We start from the raw sequence: 26,463 nt of genomic DNA, 5'->3' as shown, positions 1-26,463 counted from the left end.
CCTCATCTCCTCTAGATTCATTTTATCCATTCCAGGATGTGTATTCGCTCGGCGTCATACCGATCTCCCGTTTAAATAGTTTTATAAAGTAGCTCTTGTTGGCGTACCCCAAATAATCCGAGATCTCTTCGATCGTCTTGCTGGATTGCTCCAATAGCTGCTTCGCCTTCTGCAGCTTCACCATGTTGACGTATTCGATAAAGTTCTGATTGGTCTCACGTTTGAATAAGCGACTGAAGTAACTGGAATTCAAGTTCAGATAAGCGGCCATGTCCTCCAGCGTTAATTTCTCAGTCACATGCTGGATGACGTACTGCTGTGCCCGAATGACCTCCGTTCGTTTGGAACGGATCGATAGAATGCTTAATTTTCTGGATAGCTTCAGCAAATATTCCATAATCCAGCTCTTCAGATGCTCCATCGAGTGGATACTGTTAACGACATCGTACAGCTTATCTTCGGATAGGTTCGGTTGGGCTCGAAGCGTGACCATCGTCTTCATCTGGAGCTCCATGAGCAGTTGTAACACCCATTCCTTCACATTCGCCGGATGGAAGCGATGATCCTCAACCCATCGTGCCCATTCTTCGATAATGTTCTTCAATTGCTCCTGTAGATTCAGCGCCAGACTATCATTTATTTTCGAGAAAAAGGCAGCGTACTCCCCATACATATCTTCCGTTGAGAATACAGCCTTCTCATACCGATGCAGCTCATTTTCCCTTAAATAGAAGCGCTGACTGCCATCGTTCAGCATCGGCAGCAAGATGCGGCGCAGCTCTTCCGGCGTGTCTCCCTGGCGTCCCAACAGACAAGTGACTGATATCTTCACATATTGCTTGATCGCTTGAATCGCCTTCGGTATAGAGTAGTATAACAACTGCTGCTCCTTGGTAGGATCTACACAGCAGACGAGAATGACAAGTTCATGTTGGCTATAGCGAAAAATAACACTGCGGTGCATCGCATCCAGTACTTCCTGCAGGACATTTTCCACCGCAAACACCATCGTATGATCGTTCATTTGGCGGGTGCGAATCATATCGGACATGCGATCCACGCTCACTACTAATGGGACATAGTGCTTGGCATCAAGCATTAACCCGTTCAGCTTAGCTTGCTTGAGCCACGCTTCCTTCGTCCAGGAGAGCTGATATAACGTGTCCTTCAGGAAGTTCTCCTTGAGGGCTGAGCGATTCATCGCCTCGATCTGCATATATCTCAGAGCCTCCGCTGTCTGTTTTCTCTCCTTGCTCAGATCAGCTGAGATATGGCTGAGCAGTTGCTGCAGCTGTTCCACATTCAAGCTCTCTTTCAGAATATAATCGCTCGCTTTCAGCTTCATCGCTTGCTGAGCATAAGCAAATTCATTATGGCAAGACAGAATGACCGACCGAAGCTGCGGATTCACTGTACTAAACTTCTCCAGCATCTCGAGACCATTCATCTTGGGCATCCCGATATCGGTAATGACGATATCGGGCCATCTCCTCTGCGATCCCTCCCAAGCCTCGAGGCCATTCGAATAACAGCCCATCAGTTCGATATCAAGCTCTGCCCATGCCACGTTCTCGGAGAGATAGCGCAGCACCGGATAGTCATCATCCACCAGAATCGCTGTCAACATGCAGCTCACCTCGTTTTAGTCTCATACGGGAATTGAATTACGATAACCGTCCCAACATCCTCTTCACTGTGTAGTTCCGTATATACCTTCCTACCATAGATCAGGCGCAATCTCTGAAACACATTCAGTACCCCAATTCCAGAGAATCCCTGTCCTGGCCCATCCTTGGCGTTACCCTGATCCTTATCCATTTTGGCGTGCAGTTCTTCCAACCTCGACTTGCTCATACCAGCTCCATTATCACGAACTGTAATTTTGATATCACTGGCGCCTTGCTGCTGCTCTATAAGTTCTGCCTCAATGAAGATATCACCATCAAATTGCTCAAAGCCATGGATGATTGCGTTTTCAATAAAAGGCTGAATCATAAATCTTGGCACTAGTGCCCGTTCACAGCCTGGATTCAAGCTCACATCAAGACGAACCTGATTCGCATGACGGAAATTCATTAACCGGGTATAATGCCCAATCGTATTGATCTCCTCCTGTAGCGTGATGAACTCATTATCACGGTTAATTGTCATACGCAGTAGAGACGACAGCGATTCAATCAATTCCGCATTCTCCCGGTCCCCCCGGCTCAGAATATTGAAGCGGATGGAATTGAGCAGATTGAACATAAAATGCGGGTTAATCTGGGCCTGCAGCATCTCAAGCTCTGCCTTGCGCTTCCCGGTCTGCTCGATCGTGATTTGATCCACCATGGACTCAATTCGATCCAACATGTTATCAATCGTTCGTGCCAGCAAAGTGACCTCATTATTGCCACGAATTCCGGAACGCATATCCAGTCTGCCCCGCCCGATATGAGTAATAAAGCGGCTTAAATCGCGTATTGGCTTGGTAAAGGTTGCTATTAATACCGTCAATAGAATACAGAAAATAGTGAAGAACAAAGCCTGCAACCCAAAGCTGATCAATAAGATTTGTCTATTCTTGGAAATGGCCGATGACAACGGAATCAGACTAACCAGCTTCCAGTCATTTGCATGAATTGCCTGCTCGGCATATACATATTTTTTGCCATTAATATCGACTGTACGGTCATTCTCGCTCTGTCCCCACCAGTCCATTCTGCTGCCAATAAATGATCGGTCTGTATGGGACATCACTATCCCTTCTTCATTCAGCAGCATGACTTGTTGGCTTTGGTTCATTTTTTTTGTGAGCACGCTGTTGATTTTGCGCTCATTTACGCTAATAACAACATATCCGATAATACTATTGGATGAAGTTCGAATCGGACGACCGATGGTGATTACATAGGATTCCTTCTTCTCCACCCCGTCATAATAATTGGGCTGTAGACCAACCCAATAGGTGGAGAACGCCGGGGCATGATCCAATTTCTCAAACCATGGCTGACTATACAGCTTATAAGGATTGTAATCGCTATACGAATAATTGGTATATGTAAAATCGTTCTTTCCCAGGATGGTGACATAAAAATCATCATACTGACGTAACAGTTCATCCAGCATGCGGATTAGCCTGCTGTAATTTAGGTGATAGTCGTCTTTCTCCTCTAGCGACCCCTTTTTCTTCTGGCCCCACTGAATCTGTTGCCTAATCTCCGAATTCATGAGAGCCACATTGGATATCTCCAGGGTCTGGTCCAATACGCTGTTTACTTCCGACTGTATTGCCCGTAATCCATCTTCGGAGCTAGAGACCGCACGCTCTAGAAGTAGATCCTTCGTCAAATAATTGGTCATCAGGTAAATGCCGACGAGCGGTAGAAGAAAACAAAGTAATGCTGACCAAATCAGTTTTCTGCGCAAAGAGAAATTAAACCTATTCATGATTTACAGGCCCCACATCTTAGATGAATTGGAATAGGGAAAACATAACGTTTTCCCTTATACCATCATTGTATAGTCCTGCTATTAGGAGAACCAGAGTTATTATTGTACTTCCCCAGTGCAATAATTTTACCTGTTTAAGAGGTAGTTTAATTGTTGTTTACAACTTCAGTAATCTTCTGATCAATACTGTCGATCGTCTTATCGATATCCTGCTTATTCATCAGATATAGTTCTGCTTCCGGGATAACGACATTCTTCGCTTCGTCCGCATATTTGGCAGGTACAGAGGCAGATCCAGGAGCTGAATTCTTCATGGTGTATTTCAACGACTCCACATTAATCTTCGAAGGATCCTTGGACGAATTCACGATGGTATCTACCAGCTTATCCGTATCCGATTTAGCCCAGCCAGAGAATACTCTTCCGCCAATCTCTAATCCTTGAGAGGTATACCATCTAACAAATTGGTAGGCAGCTTCTTTATTTTTGGATTTCGACGCTACCGCCATATAAGTGGGTTGAACCGGAGAATAGTGCTGGCTCTCTCCTTCCAATTTAGGAAGCGGTGCGAATACCGTTTCAAAAGTGGCCGGGATTGCATCCGTTCCTCCGGATTCCGCTACCATCCAGTCACCAATTGGCAGCATAGCCGCAAGCCCATTGAAATATTGGTTACGATAAGCTAACTTTTGCGAAATAATATCCTCATACGGATTTGCGCTCTTATCCTCATACATCATTCTCTTCATCATCTCGAGGTTTAACTTCAAGAGTGGATCCTTGGCATTAGAAGTTCCATCGTTCTTCAGGAACGTATTGTCAGAAGGTTTGCTCATCAACTGTAATTGGAAGTAATCCGGCCAGTTGTGAAGATAAGCACCGAAGCGTTTCTCAGCACCTTCTCCTTTGGTCAAGGTCTTCGCATATTGCTCAAAATCTTTCCAAGTCCAATCCGTTGGTACTGGTAAGCCTGCTTCATCCAGCATCGACTTGTTCAAAATTATGAACCAACGCTGCATAGATGATGGAAGAGCATAAATCTTGCCGTTCACCTGCGTATCTACCAAGTATTCATCCTCATATTTGTAGCCGTCTTTCGCGATATAATCATCTAACGGTTCGAACAATCCGATATCCGCACGTTGAGTATAATTCGTATAAGGCAATTCAACGATATCCAACTGATCATTTGATGCTGCCATCAGATCCAGCTTTTGCATCGAAGCTACGGAATCGCCCTTTTCATTCAGAAGATCCAGTTCTACTTTAATGTTCGGATGCTCTTTCTCAAACTCAGGGATGATCTTGCTCCATTGTGCTTTTGCATCCGTCTGCCAAGTGCTAAGCTTCAGCGTAACCTGCTCTGCTGCTGGCTTATCCCCAGCGTTGTTCGCACCATTCGCCTGAGGTTCTGTATTCTTTGCATTACCACCACCGCAAGCTGTAACCGTTAGAGCAAGAGACAAGCTTAACAACAATACTGACCATCTTTTCATCCTCATATAGACCCTCCTCTAATAACTACTAACTACTCAAGCGATTTCTATAATAGTTGAACTAAAGATTGCACAGAGAACAGGCGAAAATCCGTGAACAACAGCGATCGGAAGAACAATTCACCCGAAGCATTCATCTGTACAATCATCAGTTCAACTCATAATAAGTAATCGCTTACATGAACAGCCTACCATACTCAAATTTGTTTCGAAGTTTCCTATTTTTACGGAAGCGAAACTATTTTGACTTCATTATCCCTTTACACCACCAAGCGAGATTCCCTCAATAACCTGCTTCTGACCGATGGCAAAGATAATCAACAGTGGAAGAATGGCAGATACCGCCCCGGCCATCATCAAGGAATAGACATCTCCGTATTGATCCCCAAACAGTCTGATACCAAGCTGAACAGTGAACAGCTCTTTTGATTTCAGGAAAATCAACGGATATTGGTAATCATTCCAGGTCCAGATAAAACGAAGGATTGCATAAGTAGCCACGCCTGGGCGAATGAGCGGCAAAGCAATTTGCCAGAAGGTGCGGAAGTAACCCGCTCCATCGATTTTAGCGGACTCGAGATATTCATTGTTAACGCCCATAAAGAACTGTTTCAACATGAAAGCTCCAATAATGCTAAAGCTGTTAAGCAGTATAAGACCCGTATGCGTATTGATCAAATCAAACCAGTTGAACAATAAGAACTGTGGAACCAATGAAGCCTGAGGCGGTACCATGTACAAGGCAAGTACAAATACGAACATCGTATCCCTGCCCCAGAAGCGTAATTTTGAGAAGCCATAGGCCGCTAGTGCACAGACGGTAACATTAATAACCGTAGTTGTGATGGTGATGTATATAGAGTTCCAGTAATAGCGCAGAAACTGACCGCTCCACACAGTCCTGTAATTCTCGACGAGGTTCCAATGCTTCGGAATCCATTCAATCGGGAATTTAAATACATCCGTCTCGGGCTTAAAGGAAGTCGACAACATCCATATGAAAGGCAGTACGAATAAAATCCCGATCAAAGCCATTACAATCGTCCATATTAATTTCGACATATTTATTTTCAATTTGAGTACCTCCTCTCGTTGAGTTCTTAATAATTAACCCATTTTTTCTGAGCCAGCATTTGCAGGGTAGTAATGATAAGACAGATTACAAACAGAACCAGCGCCATACTCGAAGCGTACCCCGTCTTTAACTGGTTAAAGGCTGTATCATACAATTCATAGACGATAACTGTCGTAGAATTGGCCGGTCCCCCTTGTGTCAGCACCTGAATCAGGTCGAAAATTTTGAACGTACCGATGATCCCTGTAACTAATAAGAAAAATGTCGTAGGGGATACGCAAGGTAATGTAATGCTGCGGAACTTCACCCATGCATTTGCTCCATCAATCTCTGATGCTTCATAGAGATCCTTAGGAATGGATTGTAATCCGGCTATGTAAATAATGATGTTGTAGCCGAGCATAATCCATAATTGGATCATCATCAGCGACGGCAAGGCGTAATCGATATCGGCAAGCCACTTTGGTGGGTTGTCTACACCAAGGGAGATCAGCAAATTGTTGACCGGTCCCAGCGAAGGATGGAACAACACCTGCCATACCATAGCTATAGCCACGATACTCGAAATATATGGAAGGAAATAAACTACTTTAAAGAAACCTTTCATATAAATATGTTTATCAATCAGAATGGCTAGGAATAGTGCAACGATCATGGTAACCGGAACAATAATGATGAATATTAAATTGTTGACCAGGCTCTTCATAAACACACTATCGTGTATCAGCTTTTCAAAATTGCCTAATCCGGCAAACTTCATGGCGCCGATTCCAGCAACAAAGTTCCAATTCGTGAAACTAAGCAGCAAGGAACCAATCACCGGAATCAAACTTAAAATGATCAGTCCCAGCATTAAGGGAGTGACAAATAAATACCCGGCGATCTGCTCCTTTATCCCCATGCTGAGCTGTAAGGATTTTTTGGACTGCTTCATTCTCTCTCCTCCTCGGCAGTTGTCTAGCAAATGTGTATCTGTTGTACTTTCATTGTAAGAAAGCTAACTCTGCCTCATAAGAAATAGAAATGTGCATTTTGGAACGAATTTTACTTTTTGTTATTCTAGGTACCTTTCCATCTGATAAAATAACAAAAATAAATGCCCGCAACTTATTAACGTTGCGGGCATTTAAAGGGCAATCTATATGAATCAGGCTTCCGATACTACTGTGAAGCGTTCGTTGAGATGGGCAGAATTCTCGATCTCATCGACCACAGCGATCGCGAAATCCTCATAGCTGACATAGCTATCTCCTTGGGAGTTGACGAGAAGATGATCCTTCCCTGTCTGGTAAGCTCCGGTCCGTCTGCCGATCGCGAAGTTAGCCGAAGGACTCATAAAGGTCCATTTGATTGAATTGGTTGCTTGCAGAATCTCCAGGTTCTTGCCCTGATTTGATGCCGTCGGAAAGAAAATATCGGGGAACCCTGGGGTATCCATAACCCGGGTCGTCTTCGCGTCATCCACATACAAGCTGCCTGCCCCGCCAACTACGATCAGTCTTGTGTTCGGTGCTCCCTTCATCGCTTCAATCAGTACGTTGCCGGCATCCACATGCAGATGCTCTTGACCTGCTGGCGCGCCAAATGCATTTACAACAACATCGAAGCTCTTCACATCTTCTGCTGTTAACTCGAACACATCCTTCTCGATCACAGACACATCTTTATTGTCCAATTTGGATGCACTGCGCACAATCGCAGTAACTTCATGTCCGCGATCCAGCGCTTCTTTCATAATACGACTACCTGCTTTACCTGTTGCTCCTACGATTGCGATCTTAGCCATTATAATTACCTCCATTATTCATGATTTATATAGTAAGTTCCAACCAGCGATGCTTAAGATCATGACTTCACAACGAGACGCATACCGATTCCAAATGGATCAGTAAGTTCAACGAACCCAGCACCATGCTGATGTGCGACATCGGCATCATGCAGGCGTCTCACAATATCTTCAACAGCTTCCTGATCAGGAAGCGTTATGGTGAAAAAGCGCAGTCCCGTGGCATCCTCTGGATTCGGAGGCGCCCCGACGCCAGCCCATATATTTAACCCGATATGGTGATGATACCCACCAGCCGAAATAAATAATGCATCTTGTCCATAATGGGCTACAATATCGAAGCCCAGAACCTCCGTATAGAACTGTCTGGCCTGGTTCAGATCACCAACATGAAAATGGACATGTCCGATCTTAGTTCCTGCCGGCAATCCACTCCACTCGGCCTGCTGCGATATGTTCAGTAATCCTTCAATATCAACAGGATCCGTAGTCATCTTATACTCACCCTGTTCGTCTTTTGGCCACGTCTCGCGCGGCCGATCGGCATAAATCTCAATTCCATTACGGTCTGGATCGTTCAGATATAATGCTTCGCTGACAAGATGATCCCCTTGGCCGACCGGAATTTGATGCTTAATCAAGTTCCGCAGAGCCAGTCCCAGGGACACCCGATCCGGAACGAGAATAGCAAAATGATATAAACCAGATACACTTCTGCCTTGCAGTACATGGAATTGCTCACTCTCTTCCAGAACAAGCAGAACCGTCTTCCCATCAGCGGTAAGCTCAGCGAGATGCCCCTCTCGGCGCAGCAACTGGAGCCCGATCACTTCCTGATAGAAACGCAGCGAACGCTCTAAATTCGTGATCTTCAATCTTACAATTCCGATCTCTGCCTTAGGATCAATCGTTGCTTTCATTTCTATCCCTCCTTCTATTTATAATTATTTAATGTAATCACATTGGTTACAACACCTGTAATCATTATAGTTACAACTGTTTTTATTGTCAATCATTAATTTGAACGAATATCAATAGAACAATACAAAAAAAGAGGAACCTTATAGCGGCGCTATTTCAGTTCCTTCTTAATATAGGTTAACAATTAGTGATATATATTTCTCAAGAAACCCACATAGGTCACGATGAAGTAAACAGCGTATAAAACCGCAAACACGAATACGGCTAGAAGATAATACCAGAAAATCCCCGCTTGAATACCTGTGTAATAAACAAACCGTTCGCTGGCAAATAAGCCGATGAACATGCTAAGTACAATGGATATCACGAACGGACACAAATAATATACGCCCAATTGCTTCAGAACAACCCGATCCGTCTCTTTTCTGCTCAATCCCAGCTGCTTCAAAATGGAATAACGGAATTTATACTTCGATGAATCACTAAGCTGCTGGACAGCTAGAATGGTCAAAGCAGCACATAGAAAAACAATCCCGACGTAAGCCAATACAAATGCGATAGATACTAGAGCTAATCCTACCTCTACAATATCGTTATCCCTTACTAATACGAGTGAGGAATAGCTTATGATATTATTACTGCCTTGTCCATGTTGAAATGTAGAGTTAAATCCTCCAATTTCGCTCAAAAATGATGGTCGAATAGAATGCAGCCGCTCGCTTAAACCGGCTGGTGCTTGGTCCTTAATACTTACAGCCAATAAGGAATAATAAGGGTCCATCGACTTCAAATATGGGTCGGGAACAACAATAAGATAGTCTGCTCCGTTCATTCCATTTTGAGTGAGAGGGTCGGAGAACGCCCCTTTATAAGTAAGGGCATTGTTGTCAATGACTGAACCACTTGCGGCGAGCTGCTCCAAATATGGCCTTACTCTCTCAATACTATGAATCAAATATCCATGATCCTCTAGATCCACGGTTTCATAACCGAGCATGGACCGAATATAATTATAGTCACTGATGCCAATATAAGTATCATAACTAAAATATGAACTTCCCAAATCATTTCTCCATGTCCCGTCTACATGTTCATAAAGATACTGGTTGATGTGATCTGTACCATTCTCATATATATTATAACTATGCTGATCTTCGATTACTGAATCTTCTGAGATGATGTTTAGTTCATCACGGAAGTCATAATTTGGATCCTCATTGAAAACCAACACATCGAATGCCAGGCTTTTCCCTAGCTCTTTGTTCTGATAATCGGTAAACATCATGACGACCATCCATGCAAGCAACGCTGTTGTAAACAGGATCGTCAACGTTCCCATCGTAAAACGCATCGTTTTAATTTTTGAAGACAACTGCCGAAACACAAAAATGTTTGCCTCTTTGTATATCCCCTTGTGCTGTTTTTTAATGTAACTGAGAAAGAACGAGGATAACCCTATATACAACAGATAGATCGCTGCAACCAGGCCAGCAATATAAAACCATACTGACCCTAAACTCATGTTGGAAGTAAGTGCAAGCACGTTAAACAGAATGATATAGGCAACAGAGATGAATACGAGCAGCTTTTTCCACGTGCTTTTTTCATTTTTGACGAGCTCATTATGTTTATCCATGGATATCAAGCTGTTAATCGTCATCTTCTTGAATTTCCGTTTTACTCTGAATAAAGCCAATACATAAGCAGATAAGAACAAACCGAAGGTCAATAGCAGGTTCCAGGGACTGAAGTCAGGCGAAATGTGATATTCAACATCTACAATGGAATAGAAAATATTTGTAAATGCAATCTGAAAAAACATCCCTGGAATGACACCGGCAAGCAAAGAAATGAACCCAAGAATCATATTCTCCCTACGGAAAATAGAAGCGATCTGTTTCTTATTCATGCCTAGAAGCAAATACGTTCCAAATTCTCTGCTGCGTTTTTCCATCATAAAGTGAACCATGTAGTGAACCAGCCATATGACGATGATGACGATAAAAAAGGATGCCAAGCCAACAAAGGCAATAAATATACCAAATTCTTGATAGAGATCTTTCATATCTTGGGAGAAAATCATGCCATTGAAAGCAAACATAAGCGAAGCTACAATAGCCATGGTCACGATGTAAATAATGTAGTCTTTCGAGGACCTCTTGACATTACGTAGAGTGAGTTTACTCAGCATCTGAAACGTCACCTCCTGTAAGGGAGAGGACATCCAGAATTTTATTTAGGAACTCGCGTCTTGAATCATTACCTTTGACTAGTTCATGAAAGATTTCACCATCCTTCAGGAACAAAATACGCTTGCAATAGCTGGCAGAAAATGAATCATGCGTAACCATCAAAATGGTAGCATTCATACGTTCATTCATCGTTGTAAAAGTGTCTAACAACATCGTAGCGGATTTGGAATCAAGCGCTCCTGTTGGTTCATCTGCGAGTATCAGCTTCGGTTCATTGACCAAAGCTCTGGCACAGGCGCAACGCTGTTTCTGTCCGCCTGACACTTCATATGGAAATTTATCCCTGATTTGATAAATACCTAGTTGTTCCATCGTTTGCTTCGATTTTATATGAATTTCTTTTTTTCCTTTTCCTTGTAATGACATGGCCAGGACAATGTTTTCTTCAATCGTCAGGGTATCTAGAAGATTAAAATCCTGAAATACAAAACCAAGATTATGTTTGCGAAATTCCGCTAGCTTCTCTTCGTTCAGCGTCGTTATGTCCTGGTTCTCAAAATAAATATGTCCGGAGGTCACCGTGTCAATCGTTGAGAGCATGTTCAGCAAAGTTGTTTTGCCTGAGCCTGAAGGACCCATAATTCCAATAAATTCGCCGGAATTGATATCAAAGCTGACTCGATTCAGAACTTTTGTAATGTTCGCCTTGGTCCCGTAATATTTCTCTACATCACACACCTTAATCAATCCACTCACCTGTATCTCATTCCTTTCGTAACGGATAACACAACTATAGTCTTTAGCATTCTTGGGTTGTATGTCGTTATCTTTCACTAACCTTTCAGTTTTGAAAGAAAAGAGTGTTTGGGAAAGAGCAGAATGACCTCCGTAAATTCTCCTTCTTGAGATTGGGCGCTGATTTCAAGTCCTAGTTTATTGCAGAGCTTCTTGCAAAGATACAGTCCGATTCCCGTGGATTTACCTCTGTTCCGCCCGTTGGAGCCGGTAAAGCCTTTCTCAAAAATACGCGCCTTGTCTCCTTCGGGTATGCCTATTCCATTATCCCGAACCGTCAATTTGATTCCGCTATTTATCGTCTCGGCCTGAAATGATATCATTCCGCCGTTTTCATTCTTATATTTCATAGCATTGAGCAGAATTTGTCCCAAAATAAATTCCAACCATTTGCCATCGGAAAATACAGTAATGCGATCACATTCTACCTTGGCGCTCATTTGATTCTGTATCATTAAGTACTTATTTTTCTTCAGCACATTCAATATTACAGCCTCTAATTCCGTTTCCTTGATGATGTAATCTTTGTATACCTGGTCCGACCTGGCATAGAATAATGCCTGTTCTACATCGTTATCCAGTTCGGTTAAATATCTTTCTATGCGCCTACTGTTATCCTGTTCTTGATTATGGCAGGCAAGTCGTATTCCGGTGATCGGAAGTTTAACCTCATGAATCCAGCCTTCGATAAATTCACGATAATCTTGCTGCTCATTCTCCAGCTGATAGATTCGCTCCACCACTGCGCGGTTGGATCTTCTGAGTATTTCCCGATAAAGCTGGTCCTCTAGACGCCATGAATGATCCATGAATTCCTGCATAAGATAGGGCTGATCAAGTCCCTCCATTAATGCATCTATCTTGTCAAAATAGCGCTTCCGCTCCACATAGTTCACCACGATCCAAATCAGAAAGATAATCCCCCATGTGACAACAATAAGAGATAGAGTAACTGAGTTGTTTCCAACTGCAAATAGGTAAAGGGACAGAAGAAACACTCCTATCCCATTCATGAGAATCAAGATGATTTTATCTTTCAGATATTTTCCGAAGCTCATATCCGATATCCTACCCCTCTTTTTGTCTCGATAAAGTCAGACACTCCCAATTGCTCCAACTTGCTTCTGACTCTAGTTACATTCACACTCAGGGCATTGTCATCGATAAACACATCGTTATCCCACAGATATTCGATAATATCCAATCTAGGAACGACCTCGCCTTTTCGTTGGAACAGGTAATGCAACAGTTTGAACTCGTTCTTGGACAGTTCTTCCGATTTGCCATCATATATGAACTTGTATGATCGGAGATCCAGTGTCAGTCCTTTATGTATGAGAATCTGCTCCTCGGCTCGCTCACTGTTTTTTGTACGTTTTAAGATGGTAGATATTCTAGCCAGAAGCACGGAGGGGTGATAGGGCTTGGTTATGTAGTCGTCGCCTCCCAAGGAAAAGGCCTGCAGTTCATCAATGGAAGTATTTCTTCCGGTAATGAAAATAATGGGGACATTTGAAAACTTACGAATCCCCGTGCATATCGAAAACCCGCTATAATCTTGAAGGTTGACATCAAGCAGTATTAAATCAGGATTATGGGCTTCTACATCACCTACTGCATTTATAAAATTTTCTGTGCGAACAACTTCGTACCCTGTATTTTTCAGCAAAATCTCTAACTCTTCTCGAATGGATTCTTCATCCTCGATAATCAATACTTTTGCCATTAAGTTATCTCCTTTCTCTTCACTGAAGGCCCGGAGAGGTATAAATCCAACATATGGAATAACCGGCGAAGCCTAAGCCACCCCGGTTATAAAGATTAATTCTAATACACTCCTGTCGCAGGAGGCTGAGGATTTATAATAATTCTAATAATTGAATATTATCGTTCCTTCATTTATCAATCACAGACATTAGTTTCCTTCCCACCGATATCCTCAACGATATCCTGTAGCGTCACCTTGGCCAAAGTATCCTCCATCGCCTTCTGTGCTGCCGAGAAGATCGGCTCGATCGATGTCTGGATATTCCTACCCACCGGGCATTCGGGATTGGGCTTCTCATGCACTGAGAATAGGCCATCCTCTTCCACGACATGCACGGCCCGGTATACGTCAAGCAGCGTGATTTCCGAGATATCACGGGCTAATTTAGCTCCGGCTACGCCCGGGCGCACATTGGCGAGACCGGCCTTGCTAAGCATGCTCATAATACGGCGAATAACGACTGGATTGGTGTTAACACTACCGGAAATATATTCTGAAGTAGAGACGCCATCTTTGTTCAGCTCGAGCAGTGACAATATATGAATAGCCACAGCAAATCTTGAACTGATCGTCATAGTGTATCTCCCCCTTTTGTCATCCATTGTAACAATGATAGTTACACTAACGTGAAAATGTCAATAGTTTGTTGTAAAACGCAACAATCATCCTCATGGATATTCGACTATTATAGTCGATCCAGTAAAATCATCATATGCTCTAGCAAGGAAGCAAAGTCGCCCGCGATCTCCTCACCGAATTTGCGGTGGAATTGAAGCGACAACTTCAATAGTTGTGGAGCTTGCTTATCCCCATAGGTCGTTCTGATCTCTAGCTTCGGCTGGTAGCGAGTGCCCCATATCTCCTCGACCAGGCGGGCTATCTGCATGCATTCTTCTTCAGGATCATGTATCGGAATAAAGAATACAGGCTGTATCGAGCATCCCGGTTTATGACTGTTCAGCTCCAGGATTTCGCTAGCTAAATCCGCTGTATCGGCCCACAAACGAAGCTCCGCATGAATATGCTTCTTCTCCGGCAGACAGAATCGCAGTGAGTAATAGCGTGACATCGTAGACAATTCTATGCGATCATGTCGACCAATCACCAGAACCTGTCCACTCAGGTCTAGATCATATACGGCACCCTCCAGCACAACCTTCAAATTCTCAAATATCGTCGGGTCAAACATTTTATGCAACGACTCCCTCTCTAATTGAGACGCCTTCCGTCCCGCAGTTCTCCATCCTTCCTATTATACATTGTGCAGCAGCATTCTACATTAACCAGCTTGTCCCCAGAAAAAAAGAGCACATCACGCCCCGTCCAATAGGCGATAGTACTCTTTGATCCGATCTATACACATAGCTTCCATTGTTGAAGTGAACAATTATTCGTAGACAATCATATCACGGAGTTGCTTGGCTAAATCAATGAACGGTCCCTCGGATAAATTATCAAATCCGAGATGGTTGGCCCGCAAGCTTAATAACCGATCCCCTGGAGTAACGCCGAATTGCTTCCATGTCTCCTCCGGCAGGCGTATATACCGATCCTTGTCCAGATACGCCCAGCAGAACAGCCGATGCTTAAATGTAATAGCCTCACCCGCAGGAATTGTAAAATTCTGTACCTGTGGCACATTATTAAAAATTGCAGCGAGCGGAGAATTAGAGATTCTCTCCTTGCAGAGTACGCTGAAGCCTTTCAGCGTATTCCGGCCAGACATTAGAATGACGTTGGATTCAGTAGTAATATAATATTCCTGCAGGGCTTGATCCGACAGACAGAAGGAGCCGTCAGGGAGTATTTTGCTCCAGGCGTAGAAATACTTCCCCGCTTTGGCGGTAATCGCCATAATTATCATCCCCCCGAGAGATAATTCGATTAAGAGTTAGTTCAAAATCGTTCGCTTTTGAACACCTACTATTTAGTAAATTAATCATCTCTTATGATGCGGGGATGGAGATATGATATTGATCACGGTTACATGATAAAAAGCTCACACCTGATTTATGTTTTATGGATGTTGTACACTTTAAAGGTACGAATAGCAATTATTTTCATCATCATATATACCGGTATGGCCAGCAGCATCCCTAGAATTCCGGCAAAATCACCGGCAATCAGCAACAGAATAATCGTTGTCAACGGATGGATATTAATGGTCCTGCCGTAAATATAGGGCGAGATCAAATTCGCCTCGATCTGATGAGACACAACTACGACTACAATGACCCATATCACCATAGCGGGGGAAATAGTGAAGGCAACAATGACGCTAGGTATTGCTCCCAGCAATGTTCCAAAATAAGGAATAAAGCTAAATAGGCCCATGACTAACGAGAGCATTAGTGGATAAGGCAGGCCAATAATCCAGAACCCAATTAGGCTCATCACGGTAAGAACTACAGCGTCGATCATTCGTCCTGCAATAAAGCCTCGCAGCATGCCATCAATTTCCTGCAGAACCTGGTCTCCATCTTCACGATACTTGGTTGGAAGCGCACTGACCAGCATCGGTCTAACCCGACGATCTTCCTTCAACATGTAATACAACATAATCGGTACCGTTCCGACTACGATAACAAAGTCATTTAAGAAGCTAAAAACATGCGATATGTAGCCGCTGGCTGCTTGAATCGCTGAGTTGGCATACTCCATCAGCTTGTTCGTGATCGATAGATCCGACTCATTGAACATGGAGAAATAACGATTCTCCTGGATCTCGTTCATCTGTGCCTGTAGTCCGTTAATGAGCTTCGGCACATTATTAATGAACTCGGTAATCTGATGTTCTAACGGTGGCCAGACAACGACCAGAAAGACCGTAATTACGCCCGCGAACATGAGGTAGATCAGCAGAATCGATAGAATCCGATTCATGCGTTTCTCTTCCAAATAGATAACGATCGGGCGCAGCAGATAATACAAGAAAGCAGAAATCGTCAGCGGTACGATCAGAATTTGAACCAAGGTTACAATTGGATTAAATATAAAACTGACCTTGGATAATAAATAAATGATCGTTAGCGCCATAATAATACCGAGACTTCTTCGGTAGTACGGTTTATCCATCAAGGGCTGTCACCTCAGTCCTTTCGCAGAATTACCCTATTCTTCTACTGAATATGTATTCCAGGCTGCGTCTAGTAAGCCATCGAACCATTCGTCATCCTGCTCAATCCGTTCATCTACCGCTAGGAGCTCTTCTTCAACTCCCGACTCTTTCGCATAATGAAGACTGTAGTCCCAGTCCCGGCTATTTTTACTGAAAAAAGTGATTTCATAATTCGCCTTATGTGAGTCGACCTGAAAAATCGTCTTACCTACATAAGCCCTATCTTCATCCTTACGCATCTCGGATTGTAGTATTTTAAAATTCATTATGGTTTTGCTCCTTTATTCATTGGATTCGATATTCCCATAGTTTTCAATTATAATCATAATTCGAGGTAGAAGCACCTCCTTACTGCAATATCGTAACATTTTTTTGTCCAATAGCAATAACCACGATGATGAGGTGAAGTTTCATTGCCACAGCGAAAAAAAGCACCGCGCTCTCTGACACCGGCGGAAATCTTATCCTACGGCTTCGGCGTTATTATTATCATTGGCGCATTCCTGCTGTCTCTGCCTATTTCCTCCGTGAACGGGCATAAGTTGAATTTGGTAGACGCCTTCTTCACAGCTACCTCGGCAACCTGTGTAACCGGACTAGCTGTTGTAGATACTGGCGTCCATTTTACATTGTTCGGTCAGATCGTAATCCTCTTGCTTACCCAACTGGGTGGGCTGGGCTTTATGACCTTCGGAACGTTAATTGCTCTTGCCCTGAACCGACGAATTACACTCAAGGACCGACTCGTGCTACAGGAAGCAATCAATTACAATTCCATGGACGGCCTGCTCGCACTGATTCGCCGTGTCATCTACTATACGATCACGATTGAAGGAACCGGGGCTCTGTTGCTGGCGGCCAGATGGGCTATGGAGATGCCGCTCGGCAAGGCCATATATTTCGGTATCTTCCACAGTATATCGGTATTCAACAACGGTGGATTTGATCTATTCGGCTCCTATTACAGCTCCAGCGGTTTTGGCAACTTTCGCAATGATCTATATATCAATATCGTTGTAATGATGCTCATTTTCCTCGGTGGTATAGGGTTTATCGTCATTCATGATCTGCTGCAGTATCCTAAATCCAAAAAGTTATCTCTGCATTCGAAGATTGTATTAACAATGTCGGGTTGTCTGATCGCGATCGGCGCGCTCGTTATTTTCGCAATCGAGATATTCAATCCTGCTACCCTGGGAGAATTACCGCTAGGTCAGCAAATATCGGCAGCCTTCTTCCACTCAATCAGTTCCAGATCCGGCGGGGTTAGTACGGTAGATGTCAGCAGCATGAGCCACTCTACTCAATTCTTCATCGTGCTACTTATGTTTATCGGTACGGCACCAGGTTCGACTGGAGGCGGGATTAAAGTCACCGTCTTTGCGATTCTGCTCGGGGCGGTATATTCCATGATCCGTGGCAAGCAGGACATCGTCTTCTTCAAAAAGCGATTGCCCCAAGAGTCTATTCTGCGTGCTATTACGCAGACGTTGATGGCCCTGTCTCTGGTCATTTCCGTATCGATGGTATTGTCTGCACTGGAGGACCGGGAGCTTCTTCCCCTTCTGTTCGAGACGACCTCCGCCTTCGCAACGACGGGACTTAGTCTCGATCTGACGCCAAAGCTAACCATGATTAGCAAAATTATACTCTGCTTCGTCATGTTCATCGGACGGATTGGACCTTTGACACTAGCCTACGCGATAAGGCCGAAGTCTAAGAAGGATCTCTTGCGCTATCCGGAAGGGAAAATTACCATTGGTTAAATAAATCGCGTTTCTTGTTGGATAGTAACGGTAATTCGTAGTATGATAACAGAATAACCCTTTTTTAATTGGAGGAGTAACTATGGCTATTGAGAATTTTCAAGAGAAACTGCAGAAGTATGCCGAGCTAGCTGTCAAAATCGGTGTAAATGTGCAGAAGGGCCAGGCCCTGGTCGTCAATGCTACTATTGATTCTGCAGAACTTGTGCGTATTATCGTGGAACAGGCCTATGAAGCAGGGGCCAGAACAGTCAAAGTGAACTGGAGCGATGATACGATTACCCGCCTTCGTTACGACATGGCCGCTGAAGAATCGTTCCTGGACGACCCTAAATGGTACGCTGGCGAAATGCTTGAACTCGTAGAGAACGGCGCTGCTGTGCTTCACGTCATCTCCTCTGATCCGGACCTTCTTAACGGCGTATCAACTACACGGATTACAAACCATCAGAAGACCTACGGAGCTGCAATGAGCAAGTACCGTGCATTACAGATGGCGGATAAATTCAGCTGGTCCATCGTTGCTGTACCTTCCCAAGCTTGGGCCGCTAAGGTATTCCCAAACTTGCCGGAGGACAAGCAGGTTGAAGCGCTGTGGGAAGCAATCTTCCGCACGGTTCGCCTCGATCAGCCTGACCCCGTCGCAGCATGGCGCGAGCATATCAAGACATTGTCTGAGAAAGCTGATTATCTGAACAGTAAGAAATATAAGAAATTACACTATATCGCACCAGGAACAGACCTGACAATCGAGCTGCCAAAAGGACATCTGTGGGTTGCTGCCGAGAGCATCAATGCTCAGGGCAATACGTTCCTGGCCAATATGCCGACAGAAGAAGTGTTCACCGCTCCGCAAAGAGATGGTGTTAACGGCACCGTATCAAGTACGAAACCGCTAAGCTACAACGGCAACATTATCGACGGCTTCAAATTAACATTTGAGAACGGCCGGATCATCGACAGCTCTGCCAAAGTTGGCGAGTCCGTGCTGAAGCATCTGATTGAGCTGGACGAAGGCTCACATTACCTTGGTGAAGTGGCGCTGGTACCTCATGGTTCGCCAATTTCCCAATCCGGCATCCTGTTCTATAACACACTGTTCGACGAAAATGCTTCGAACCATCTAGCAATCGGTAACGCTTATGCCTTCAATCTGGAAGGTGGCAAAGCGATGAGCAAGGATGAGCTTTTTGAAGCCGGATTGAATTCCAGCTTCGCTCATGAAGACTTCATGGTGGGCTCCGGTGAGATGGACATCTTCGGAGTAACCGAAGACGGCCAAGAAGAACCGGTCTTCAAGCAAGGCGCTTGGGCGTTTTAATAGTGATCCTTAGCCGTGCATCACATGGCGCGCAGCAGGAAGGGGCTGTCTTCAAAGTCGATTATCCGACTTGGAGACGCCCCTTTTTCGCGTCAAAAACGGGGGTAAATCGGGGACATCCCCATGTTACGCCGGATCACCCGGACATTTTTGACCGTTAGCATCGTTTCTCAGGTACGTTGCCCTTGTAACGGACAATCATGTCCATTACAAGAGGGTAATGTCGCGAATAACCGCATTTTTGGCTTCTAATGGTCAGAACTGTCTGTTAGAAGAGCGAAGTTACTTTTTTCTTGCTCTAACGGTCAGTTTTGACCGCTTGGTACGTTTGATAGGTGCGATGGGTGCCATAAGTGCTATGGGTGCAAAAAGTCGGTAAGTGCGGTAACTGCGATAACGGTAATTCCAAGATTCCTGCGCATAAACTTGCTTAATTTCATTATGCGGCTAACGGAAATCACAGCCCTTATTTCGGTAAAATAAGGCCATTTGAATTTCTAACGGAACTAGGAGACGTTATTGGAGCAAAAAAGAGAGACATTACTCGGATTTAGCCGAATAACGTCCCTCATTTCCGTTAGGATTTGTAACCTATTGATTTCAGCCATATAGCGGCTTACATTTCCGTTAGCACTCCGAACTTACTTCTTAATGCTCCAGTTTTAACACCTTGCCGTTGCACCTTGTTTCTACAATTTGTTTCTACTCTAAGCTCTTCTACACTTCAGCTTCTACTCTAACTTCTACACCTAACTTCTGCGTTTCAGCTTCTACTTTAACCTCTGCACCTAGCTTCTGCACTTCGGCCTCTACTCTAACCTCAATACCTAGCTACTGACTTCAGTTTCTACTCTAACCTCTGCACTTAACTGCTACTCTAAGCTCTGCACCTAGCCTCTACTTTAAGCTTTTGTACTTAGCTTTCTTCTAATTACAGTACCCCACATCTCAGCAACACTCCTACATTCCACATGCCACTAACACGCCTTAGAATCTCGCTCAGCATGCACTGAACTAACTCAATGCCACCGAAGCTTAGACCAAATGGCAAGCCACATGATGCTCGCTGCCAACATTGCGGAATTCCGGAACTTCGGATTTGCAGCGTTCTACGGCGAATGGGCAGCGAGTATGGAATTTACAGCCGGCAGGCGGATTGGCCGGACTCGGAATGTCACCCTTCAACACGATTCTCTCCCGCTTCAGCTTCGGAATCGGAATAGGCACCGCTGACAGCAAAGCCTTCGTGTATGGGTGCAGCGGGTTCTTGAACAGCTCATCTCGTGGTGCTGTCTCCATCATCGTACCGAGGTACATCACGCCGATCCGTGTGCATAGATGCTCTACTACACTCAGATCATGCGAGATGAACAAATAGGTTAAGCCGCGTGTCTCCTGCAAATTCCGGAACAGATTAATGATCTGAGCCTGAATCGAGACATCGAGCGCTGATACGGGTTCATCAGCAATAATCAGATCCGGATTCAGCACGAGCGCACGAGCGATCCCGATCCGCTGCCGCTGGCCGCCGGAGAATTCATGCGGGAAACGGTTGATATGATAGGATGACAAGCCACAGGAGGCTAGTACCTCCTCTACTCGCTCCCTCACCTCTTCCGTCGGTACAAGACCATGATCGATTAGCGCCTCGCCAATCGCATCGCCGACACGTACCCGTGGGTTCAACGAGCTGTACGGGTCCTGGAAGATCAGCTGCAGCTGTGGGCGAATTTTACGCATTTCCTGCGGAGATAAGTCATATAGGTCCTGCCCCTTGAAGATGATGTCCCCTGACGTCTTTTCCATCAAACGTACGATGCTCTTGCCCACCGTACTCTTCCCGCTGCCGGATTCCCCCACCAGCCCGAAGGTCTCGCCCGGATTAATCGCAATACTTATATCATCAACTGCCCGCACATGACCGACGGTACGGTTCAACAGACCTGATTTTATTGGAAAATACTTCTTCAGATGATTAACTTCTAATAACGGCCTAGACATGAAGCGCCGCCTCCTTTTCGTACAGCCAGCAAGCGACCTTCTGCTCCGTACCAAGCTCTCTCAGCTCAGGTCTGCGGACTTTGCAGATCTCCATGCAATGCTCACAGCGATCATGGAAATAGCAGGATTCCGTCAGCTCCAGCGGATTAGGCACCTGCCCCGGAATCGAGTACAGCTCATCCTGCCGCTGATTCAGAATCGGCTTGGCACGCAGCAAACCTTGGGTGTACGGATGCTTCGGATTAGCGAATAATTCGGTAACTTCGCCTTCCTCTACGACCTTACCGGAATACATAACGATGACATAATCGGCCATCTCTGCAACAACACCCAGATCATGTGTGATAAGCAGGATCGACATGCCGGTCTCTTCCCGGAAATTACGCAAAATATCGAGGATTTGCGCTTGAATCGTAACATCCAGCGCCGTAGTCGGCTCATCAGCGATCAATAATTTCGGCTGACATGAGATCGCGATAGCGATCATAATCCGCTGCAGCATACCGCCACTAAGCTCATGCGGATAAGAGTCCGCAATCTGTTCCGCACGCGAAATGCCCACCTGCTCGATCAATTCAATCGCCCGCTTGCGAGCCTCTTTCTTGCTCATCCGCAGATGTTCGACCAGCGGCTCCATAATCTGCCGTCCGATTGTCAGCACCGGATTCAGTGACGACATTGGCTCCTGGAAGATCATCCCGATTTCTTTGCCCCGAATAACCCGGCGCTCATTCTTGTTCAATTGAAGTAGATCCGTTCCGTCCAGATCGATCTTGCCACCCACAACCTTCCCATTCGGACCCTGGATCAGCCCCATAACCGACATCGCTGTTATACTCTTTCCGCAGCCGGACTCACCGACGATACAGACCGTCTCTCCCTTACGTACTTGCAGGCTGACATCATCAACCGCCTTCACAGTGCCTTCCTCTGTATAGAAATAAGTGCTTAAATGTTCAATATCGAGCAAATGATTTGCCATGATGACAGCCACCTACCTTTTATTTTTGGGGTCCAATACATCTCGAAGTCCGTCACCAAAAATATTGATGGCGATTACGGTGATGAAAATACACAAGCCTGGCGGAATCCACAGCCAAGGTCTCTCCTGGAAGTCGATCAGATTGTTGGCTGAATCGATCATATTCCCCCAAGTTGGAGTCGGCTGAATGACACCCAATCCGAAGAAGCTCAGCACCGATTCCATCAGGATCGATCCCCCGATATTTAATGTTGCAATAACGATCAATAACGGTGTAATATTCGGCAGCAAGTGATGGAACAGCTTGCGGCGGTCCCGCAAACCAAGAACAATGGTTGCCTGCATGTACTCACGTTCGCGCAAGCTGAGCATCTCGCCCCTGACTAACCTGGCCAGACCCGGCCAGCCAACGAAGCTGAGCATGATCATAACGATGTACATCCGATAGTCGGTCGGGACCTTCCAGGCGGACAACATCGCACCGGCGATGAACAGCAGCGGCAGGCTTGGAATCGTCAACAGCAGATCGGCGATTCGCATAATGATTTGATCAACGACCCCGCGGTAATACCCAGCAATCGCCCCCAGCAAAGAGCCGATAAATACCGACAGTACCATCGATGCGAAGCCAACGGTTAAGGAGATGCGGCCCGCTAACATAACGCGGGTCAGAACATCGCGGCCAAGCTGGTCCGTTCCCAGCCAGTGCTTGGCGCTTGGCGCCTTATTCATCATTGCCAGATTGTTATGATTGCCCGAATATGGCGAGAAGAGCGGGCCAATAAAGCAAAACAGAATCATAAAAATAACAATGACAAACCCGCTAACCGCGAGCTTGTTCCTCATAAGACGTTTAATGGACTGCCTCCACAGCGAAGACTTCACGGCAGTTGCTTTGACGGGTGTCTTCGCCCCTCCGGAGGCCAGATTACCACTCATAGCTGACATAGGGTGTACGACCTCCTTATAGTTTCACTCGTGGATCAGCCAATTTGTAGAGCAGATCCGACAACAATGTGCCGATAACGGTCAGGATTGCAATGAACATCGTGAATCCCATCAGCAGCGGATAATCCCGCGATGAGAAGGATGACATATAGAGCTGTCCGATCCCGGGCCAGTTGAAGATTTTCTCGATGATCAAGGAACCACCGAACAATGCCGGCAGCTCGAAGCCGACCAGCGTGATCGCCGGAAGCAAGGCATTGCGCAAGGCGTGTGTGAACAACACTTTACGCTCCTTAAGCCCTTTGGCGCGGGCCGTACGGATATAATCCTGCTTGATCACATCGATCATATTGCTGCGGAAGTAACGGGTTAATGATCCAAGACTAAGCAGCGTCATAACCACAACCGGCAGGGTCATATGTTGAATGACTTCCTTCACATAAGCAAACCCAGTCGCATTGCTCCCAGTCGTTGTCATGCCTCCGGGAGGCAGCCACTTCAAATCGACGGCGAAGCCCTTAATCAGGAGCAGTCCGATGAAGAAGGACGGGATCGACATGGCGGCAAAGATGACGACCATAATAAGCGAATCGAACCAGGAATATTGCTTGTATGCTGCGATCACGCCGATGATGACTGAGATCAGCCAAGTGAAGAAGGTCGAGACGATCGCCAGCAAGAAGGAGTTCCATATATATTCATTAAAAAGCTGAAGAATCGGCTTCTGCTGCGCGAGAGAATATCCAAAGTCTCCGTGGAAGGCATTCTTCATCCAAATCGCATATCGTTCGAGAACCGGTTTGTTCAACCCGTATATTTGACGAAGCTCCTCCTTGCGCTCAGGGCTAAGCTTCATATTGCCGCTGATGAAATCGCCAGGCGTAAAAGCGTACAAGCAAAAAATGAGCAGCGACGCGGCAAACAGAATGATAATCATATAAGTGAGACGTTTAACAAGATATGTGCTCATGATCGGCTCCTTATGATGCATCCCCCACACTGTCATACAGTATAGGGGATGAGTGGATTAATAATTTATTTCAGAGTCCAATTATTAACATCCTGGAATCCTGCGAACGGATTGTTGATAACCCCGTCCAGCCGGCCATTGTACGCATAATAGCTCTTTCTATAGCTTGTAAAAATAACCGGCAGTTCGTCGTTCAGAATTTTGTACATTTCAGCATAGTATTGCTTCCGCTGCTCCGTATCGCTTGTGGAGAGTGCTTCATAATAAAGTTCCTTCACCTTCGGATTGTCGTATCCCTTGATCTCTCCATTGATGAACTGCTGCACGCCGTCGGAAGGATCGCTCAGAATTGGCGTTGAGAAGGATACGAGATCGTAGTCGCCGCTTTCGTACTTAGCAACCAGTGCGTTGAAGTCCGCGAATACCTCAGGTTGGAAATTGATGCCGATCTCCTTGAAGTTCTCTGTAGCGACAGCAATGAAGATATCGGTAGCTGGGCTCTTGCTGCCTAGGAAGTGCAAGGTCAACTTCTTGCCGTCCTTCTCGCGAATTCCATCCGAGCCAACGGTCCAGCCAGCATCATCTAGGATTTGCTTCGCTTTTTCTGGATCATAAGCATACGGGTTGATTCCATCTTCGGTGTAGGACCAAGAGATTGGAGCTGTCGGAATGTTCGCCACCTGGCCTGCTCCTTGGTTGGCATCGACATAGATTCCCTGACGATCCAGTCCGTAGGCGAGCGCTTGACGCACATTTTTATCCTTATAAGCTTCATGATCCAGATTGACACCCAAATAGCCATATACACTTGGAGTGTAAGGAACGATATTCAAGTACCCCATATCTTTCAACTTTTTCAGATTGTCCTGTGTTGCAGTAAAGGAACCATAGTCTACTTCCCCGGTCTCCAGGTACTGCCAGGTATCTCCCTCAGAGGTTTTATAAATGAAATGCTCCGTCTTCGGCTTGCCCAGGTAGAAGTATTCATTGGCTACCATACGAACTTCCTGGCCTGGAATGAATTTCTCCAGCTTGTAAGGGCCGTTGCCAACCGGATTCTCATGCAATTTCTTGATGTATTCCAGATCACCGAATTTATAATCTTTGCCGTAATACGCTTTGGACAGAACCTCGCCGCCGAGTATGATCGGTGCTGTGGCAATTGGCTTCTCCAGAGTGACGGATACAGTAAGCGGATCACTGACCTTAATCCCCTCGATAGAGGTTGCCTTGCCCTCCTTGTAATCTTGCCCGCCCTTAATCCCGATCGAAGGAATGATCGAATCGCCATCATAGGCTTTGTCATATAGTAAAGTCCAGGTAAATGCTACGTCATCCGCGGTCATTGGAGATCCATCGCTAAATTTCAGATCCTTACGCAGATGGAAGGTGTAAGTAAGTTGATCGTCGGAAATATCCCAGCTCTCTGCAAGTTCTGGAACAGCAAGCCCCTTGTCATCCTGTGTGACGAGTCTGGAGTACAACAGCGAAGATACGTTGCCGTCATAACCGCTTTGTTGGAAGTAAGGCGTGAATGCACCGCTTGGATTGGTCAAACCAACAATGATCGTATCTGTACGCTTCTGTGCCAGCGCTGGCAATTTTGCCATATCGCTCGCTGCAATCGGCTGATCCGCATCTACAGCACTGTTCGCTGCACTAGAATTGCTAGATACGTTGGTGGATCCGGTATTTGCCGTATTCCCCGCATTATCGCTCGAGCATGCCGACAATAGCAATGAACCCGCTAGTATTAATGAAGTTAACAAAATTGCACTTTTTCTCATGAGACCTCTCCTGCCCCTCTTGAAAATATAATTTTGTAAATCCCTTAAATATTAAGCATATGTAGAATTTCGATTATTCCGACAGACTAACTATGCTTTGAAACT

Annotated in this window: 23 protein-coding genes; 2 read left to right on the top strand and 21 right to left on the bottom strand. The window is 45.3% G+C overall.

All coding sequences use genetic code 11. The annotated features are described in order from the left end of the window. Positions 1-22 precede the first annotated feature (22 nt). The 16 genes from EI981_RS11840 to EI981_RS11765 all read right to left on the bottom strand — a co-directional run bounded on the left by EI981_RS11840 (position 23) and on the right by EI981_RS11765 (position 16,849). The gene (locus EI981_RS11840; protein WP_126998356.1) at positions 23-1,627 is read right to left on the bottom strand and encodes a response regulator transcription factor; all 1,605 of its coding nucleotides are present in this window, start codon (positions 1,625-1,627) and stop codon (positions 23-25) included. Positions 1,628-1,632: 5 nt separating this feature from the next. Then, a complete protein-coding gene (locus tag EI981_RS11835) occupies positions 1,633-3,429 on the bottom strand; it encodes a sensor histidine kinase (RefSeq protein ID WP_126998354.1) in 1,797 nt (598 codons plus the stop codon). 149 nt (positions 3,430-3,578) lie between these two features. Continuing rightward, on the bottom strand, positions 3,579-4,928 hold the full coding sequence (locus tag EI981_RS11830; protein ID WP_227011807.1) for an ABC transporter substrate-binding protein: 1,350 nt from the start codon (positions 4,926-4,928) through the stop codon (positions 3,579-3,581). 252 nt (positions 4,929-5,180) lie between these two features. Then, a complete protein-coding gene (locus tag EI981_RS11825; RefSeq protein ID WP_127004595.1) occupies positions 5,181-5,990 on the bottom strand; it encodes a carbohydrate ABC transporter permease in 810 nt (269 codons plus the stop codon). Positions 5,991-6,028: 38 nt separating this feature from the next. Further along, complete coding sequence (locus EI981_RS11820) at positions 6,029-6,937, bottom strand: carbohydrate ABC transporter permease (RefSeq protein WP_126998350.1); 909 nt, start codon at positions 6,935-6,937, stop codon at positions 6,029-6,031. A gap of 213 nt (positions 6,938-7,150) precedes the next feature. Then, on the bottom strand, positions 7,151-7,804 hold the full coding sequence (locus tag EI981_RS11815; protein WP_126998348.1) for an NAD(P)-dependent oxidoreductase: 654 nt from the start codon (positions 7,802-7,804) through the stop codon (positions 7,151-7,153). Positions 7,805-7,848: 44 nt separating this feature from the next. Continuing rightward, on the bottom strand, positions 7,849-8,709 hold the full coding sequence (locus EI981_RS11810) for a VOC family protein (RefSeq protein ID WP_126998346.1): 861 nt from the start codon (positions 8,707-8,709) through the stop codon (positions 7,849-7,851). Between the two features lie 185 nt (positions 8,710-8,894). After that, positions 8,895-10,901, bottom strand: a complete 2,007-nt coding sequence (locus EI981_RS11805) for an ABC transporter permease (protein ID WP_126998344.1) — start codon at positions 10,899-10,901, stop codon at positions 8,895-8,897. Continuing rightward, complete coding sequence (locus EI981_RS11800) at positions 10,891-11,658, bottom strand: ABC transporter ATP-binding protein (RefSeq protein WP_126998342.1); 768 nt, start codon at positions 11,656-11,658, stop codon at positions 10,891-10,893. Before EI981_RS11800 ends, EI981_RS11805 begins: the two co-directional genes overlap by 11 nt. 77 nt (positions 11,659-11,735) lie before the next feature. Next, positions 11,736-12,596, bottom strand: coding sequence for a sensor histidine kinase (locus EI981_RS11795; protein WP_227011806.1), 861 nt, complete (start codon positions 12,594-12,596; stop codon positions 11,736-11,738). Between the two features lie 155 nt (positions 12,597-12,751). Next, positions 12,752-13,423: a response regulator transcription factor gene (locus tag EI981_RS11790; protein WP_126998340.1), complete on the bottom strand. Its 672-nt coding sequence runs from the start codon at positions 13,421-13,423 to the stop codon at positions 12,752-12,754. A gap of 176 nt (positions 13,424-13,599) precedes the next feature. Then, the gene (locus EI981_RS11785; protein ID WP_126998338.1) at positions 13,600-14,040 is read right to left on the bottom strand and encodes an Rrf2 family transcriptional regulator; all 441 of its coding nucleotides are present in this window, start codon (positions 14,038-14,040) and stop codon (positions 13,600-13,602) included. 110 nt (positions 14,041-14,150) lie between these two features. Further along, positions 14,151-14,663 carry a hypothetical protein gene (locus EI981_RS11780; protein ID WP_126998336.1) on the bottom strand — a complete coding sequence of 171 codons (513 nt, stop codon included), beginning with the start codon at positions 14,661-14,663 and terminating at the stop codon, positions 14,151-14,153. A 189-nt stretch (positions 14,664-14,852) separates the two neighbouring features. Next, positions 14,853-15,320 (bottom strand): hypothetical protein, encoded by a 468-nt coding sequence (locus EI981_RS11775; RefSeq protein WP_126998334.1) that lies wholly within the window; start codon positions 15,318-15,320, stop codon positions 14,853-14,855. Positions 15,321-15,475: 155 nt separating this feature from the next. Then, positions 15,476-16,540, bottom strand: coding sequence for an AI-2E family transporter (locus EI981_RS11770; RefSeq protein ID WP_126998332.1), 1,065 nt, complete (start codon positions 16,538-16,540; stop codon positions 15,476-15,478). A gap of 36 nt (positions 16,541-16,576) precedes the next feature. Continuing rightward, positions 16,577-16,849: a hypothetical protein gene (locus EI981_RS11765; protein WP_193556454.1), complete on the bottom strand. Its 273-nt coding sequence runs from the start codon at positions 16,847-16,849 to the stop codon at positions 16,577-16,579. A 147-nt stretch (positions 16,850-16,996) separates the two neighbouring features. On the opposite strand from EI981_RS11765, the gene EI981_RS11760 reads away from it, so the two are divergent. Further along, complete coding sequence (locus tag EI981_RS11760; RefSeq protein ID WP_126998328.1) at positions 16,997-18,349, top strand: TrkH family potassium uptake protein; 1,353 nt, start codon at positions 16,997-16,999, stop codon at positions 18,347-18,349. Between the two features lie 88 nt (positions 18,350-18,437). Next, positions 18,438-19,670 (top strand): aminopeptidase, encoded by a 1,233-nt coding sequence (locus EI981_RS11755; protein ID WP_127004591.1) that lies wholly within the window; start codon positions 18,438-18,440, stop codon positions 19,668-19,670. Between the two features lie 1,035 nt (positions 19,671-20,705). Here EI981_RS11755 and EI981_RS11750 read toward each other — a convergent pair. The 5 genes from EI981_RS11750 to EI981_RS11730 form a co-directional block, all read right to left on the bottom strand. Further along, on the bottom strand, positions 20,706-21,671 hold the full coding sequence (locus EI981_RS11750) for an ABC transporter ATP-binding protein (protein ID WP_126998326.1): 966 nt from the start codon (positions 21,669-21,671) through the stop codon (positions 20,706-20,708). Further along, entirely contained in the window at positions 21,664-22,653 is a 990-nt protein-coding gene (locus tag EI981_RS11745; RefSeq protein ID WP_126998324.1) for an ABC transporter ATP-binding protein, read from the bottom strand. Before EI981_RS11745 ends, EI981_RS11750 begins: the two co-directional genes overlap by 8 nt. A 12-nt stretch (positions 22,654-22,665) precedes the next feature. Further along, complete coding sequence (opp4C, locus tag EI981_RS11740; RefSeq protein WP_126998322.1) at positions 22,666-23,601, bottom strand: oligopeptide ABC transporter permease; 936 nt, start codon at positions 23,599-23,601, stop codon at positions 22,666-22,668. Positions 23,602-23,617: 16 nt separating this feature from the next. Continuing rightward, on the bottom strand, positions 23,618-24,571 hold the full coding sequence (locus EI981_RS11735) for an ABC transporter permease (protein ID WP_126998320.1): 954 nt from the start codon (positions 24,569-24,571) through the stop codon (positions 23,618-23,620). 65 nt (positions 24,572-24,636) lie between these two features. After that, entirely contained in the window at positions 24,637-26,358 is a 1,722-nt protein-coding gene (locus tag EI981_RS11730; protein WP_126998318.1) for an ABC transporter substrate-binding protein, read from the bottom strand. Positions 26,359-26,463: the final 105 nt, after the last annotated feature.

It is taken from the genome of Paenibacillus lutimineralis, from assembly GCF_003991425.1.
GTDB lineage: Bacteria > Bacillota > Bacilli > Paenibacillales > Paenibacillaceae > Fontibacillus > Fontibacillus lutimineralis.
Note: the sequence above shows the minus strand (reverse complement) of the source record. Positions and strands in the feature narration are given on the sequence as shown.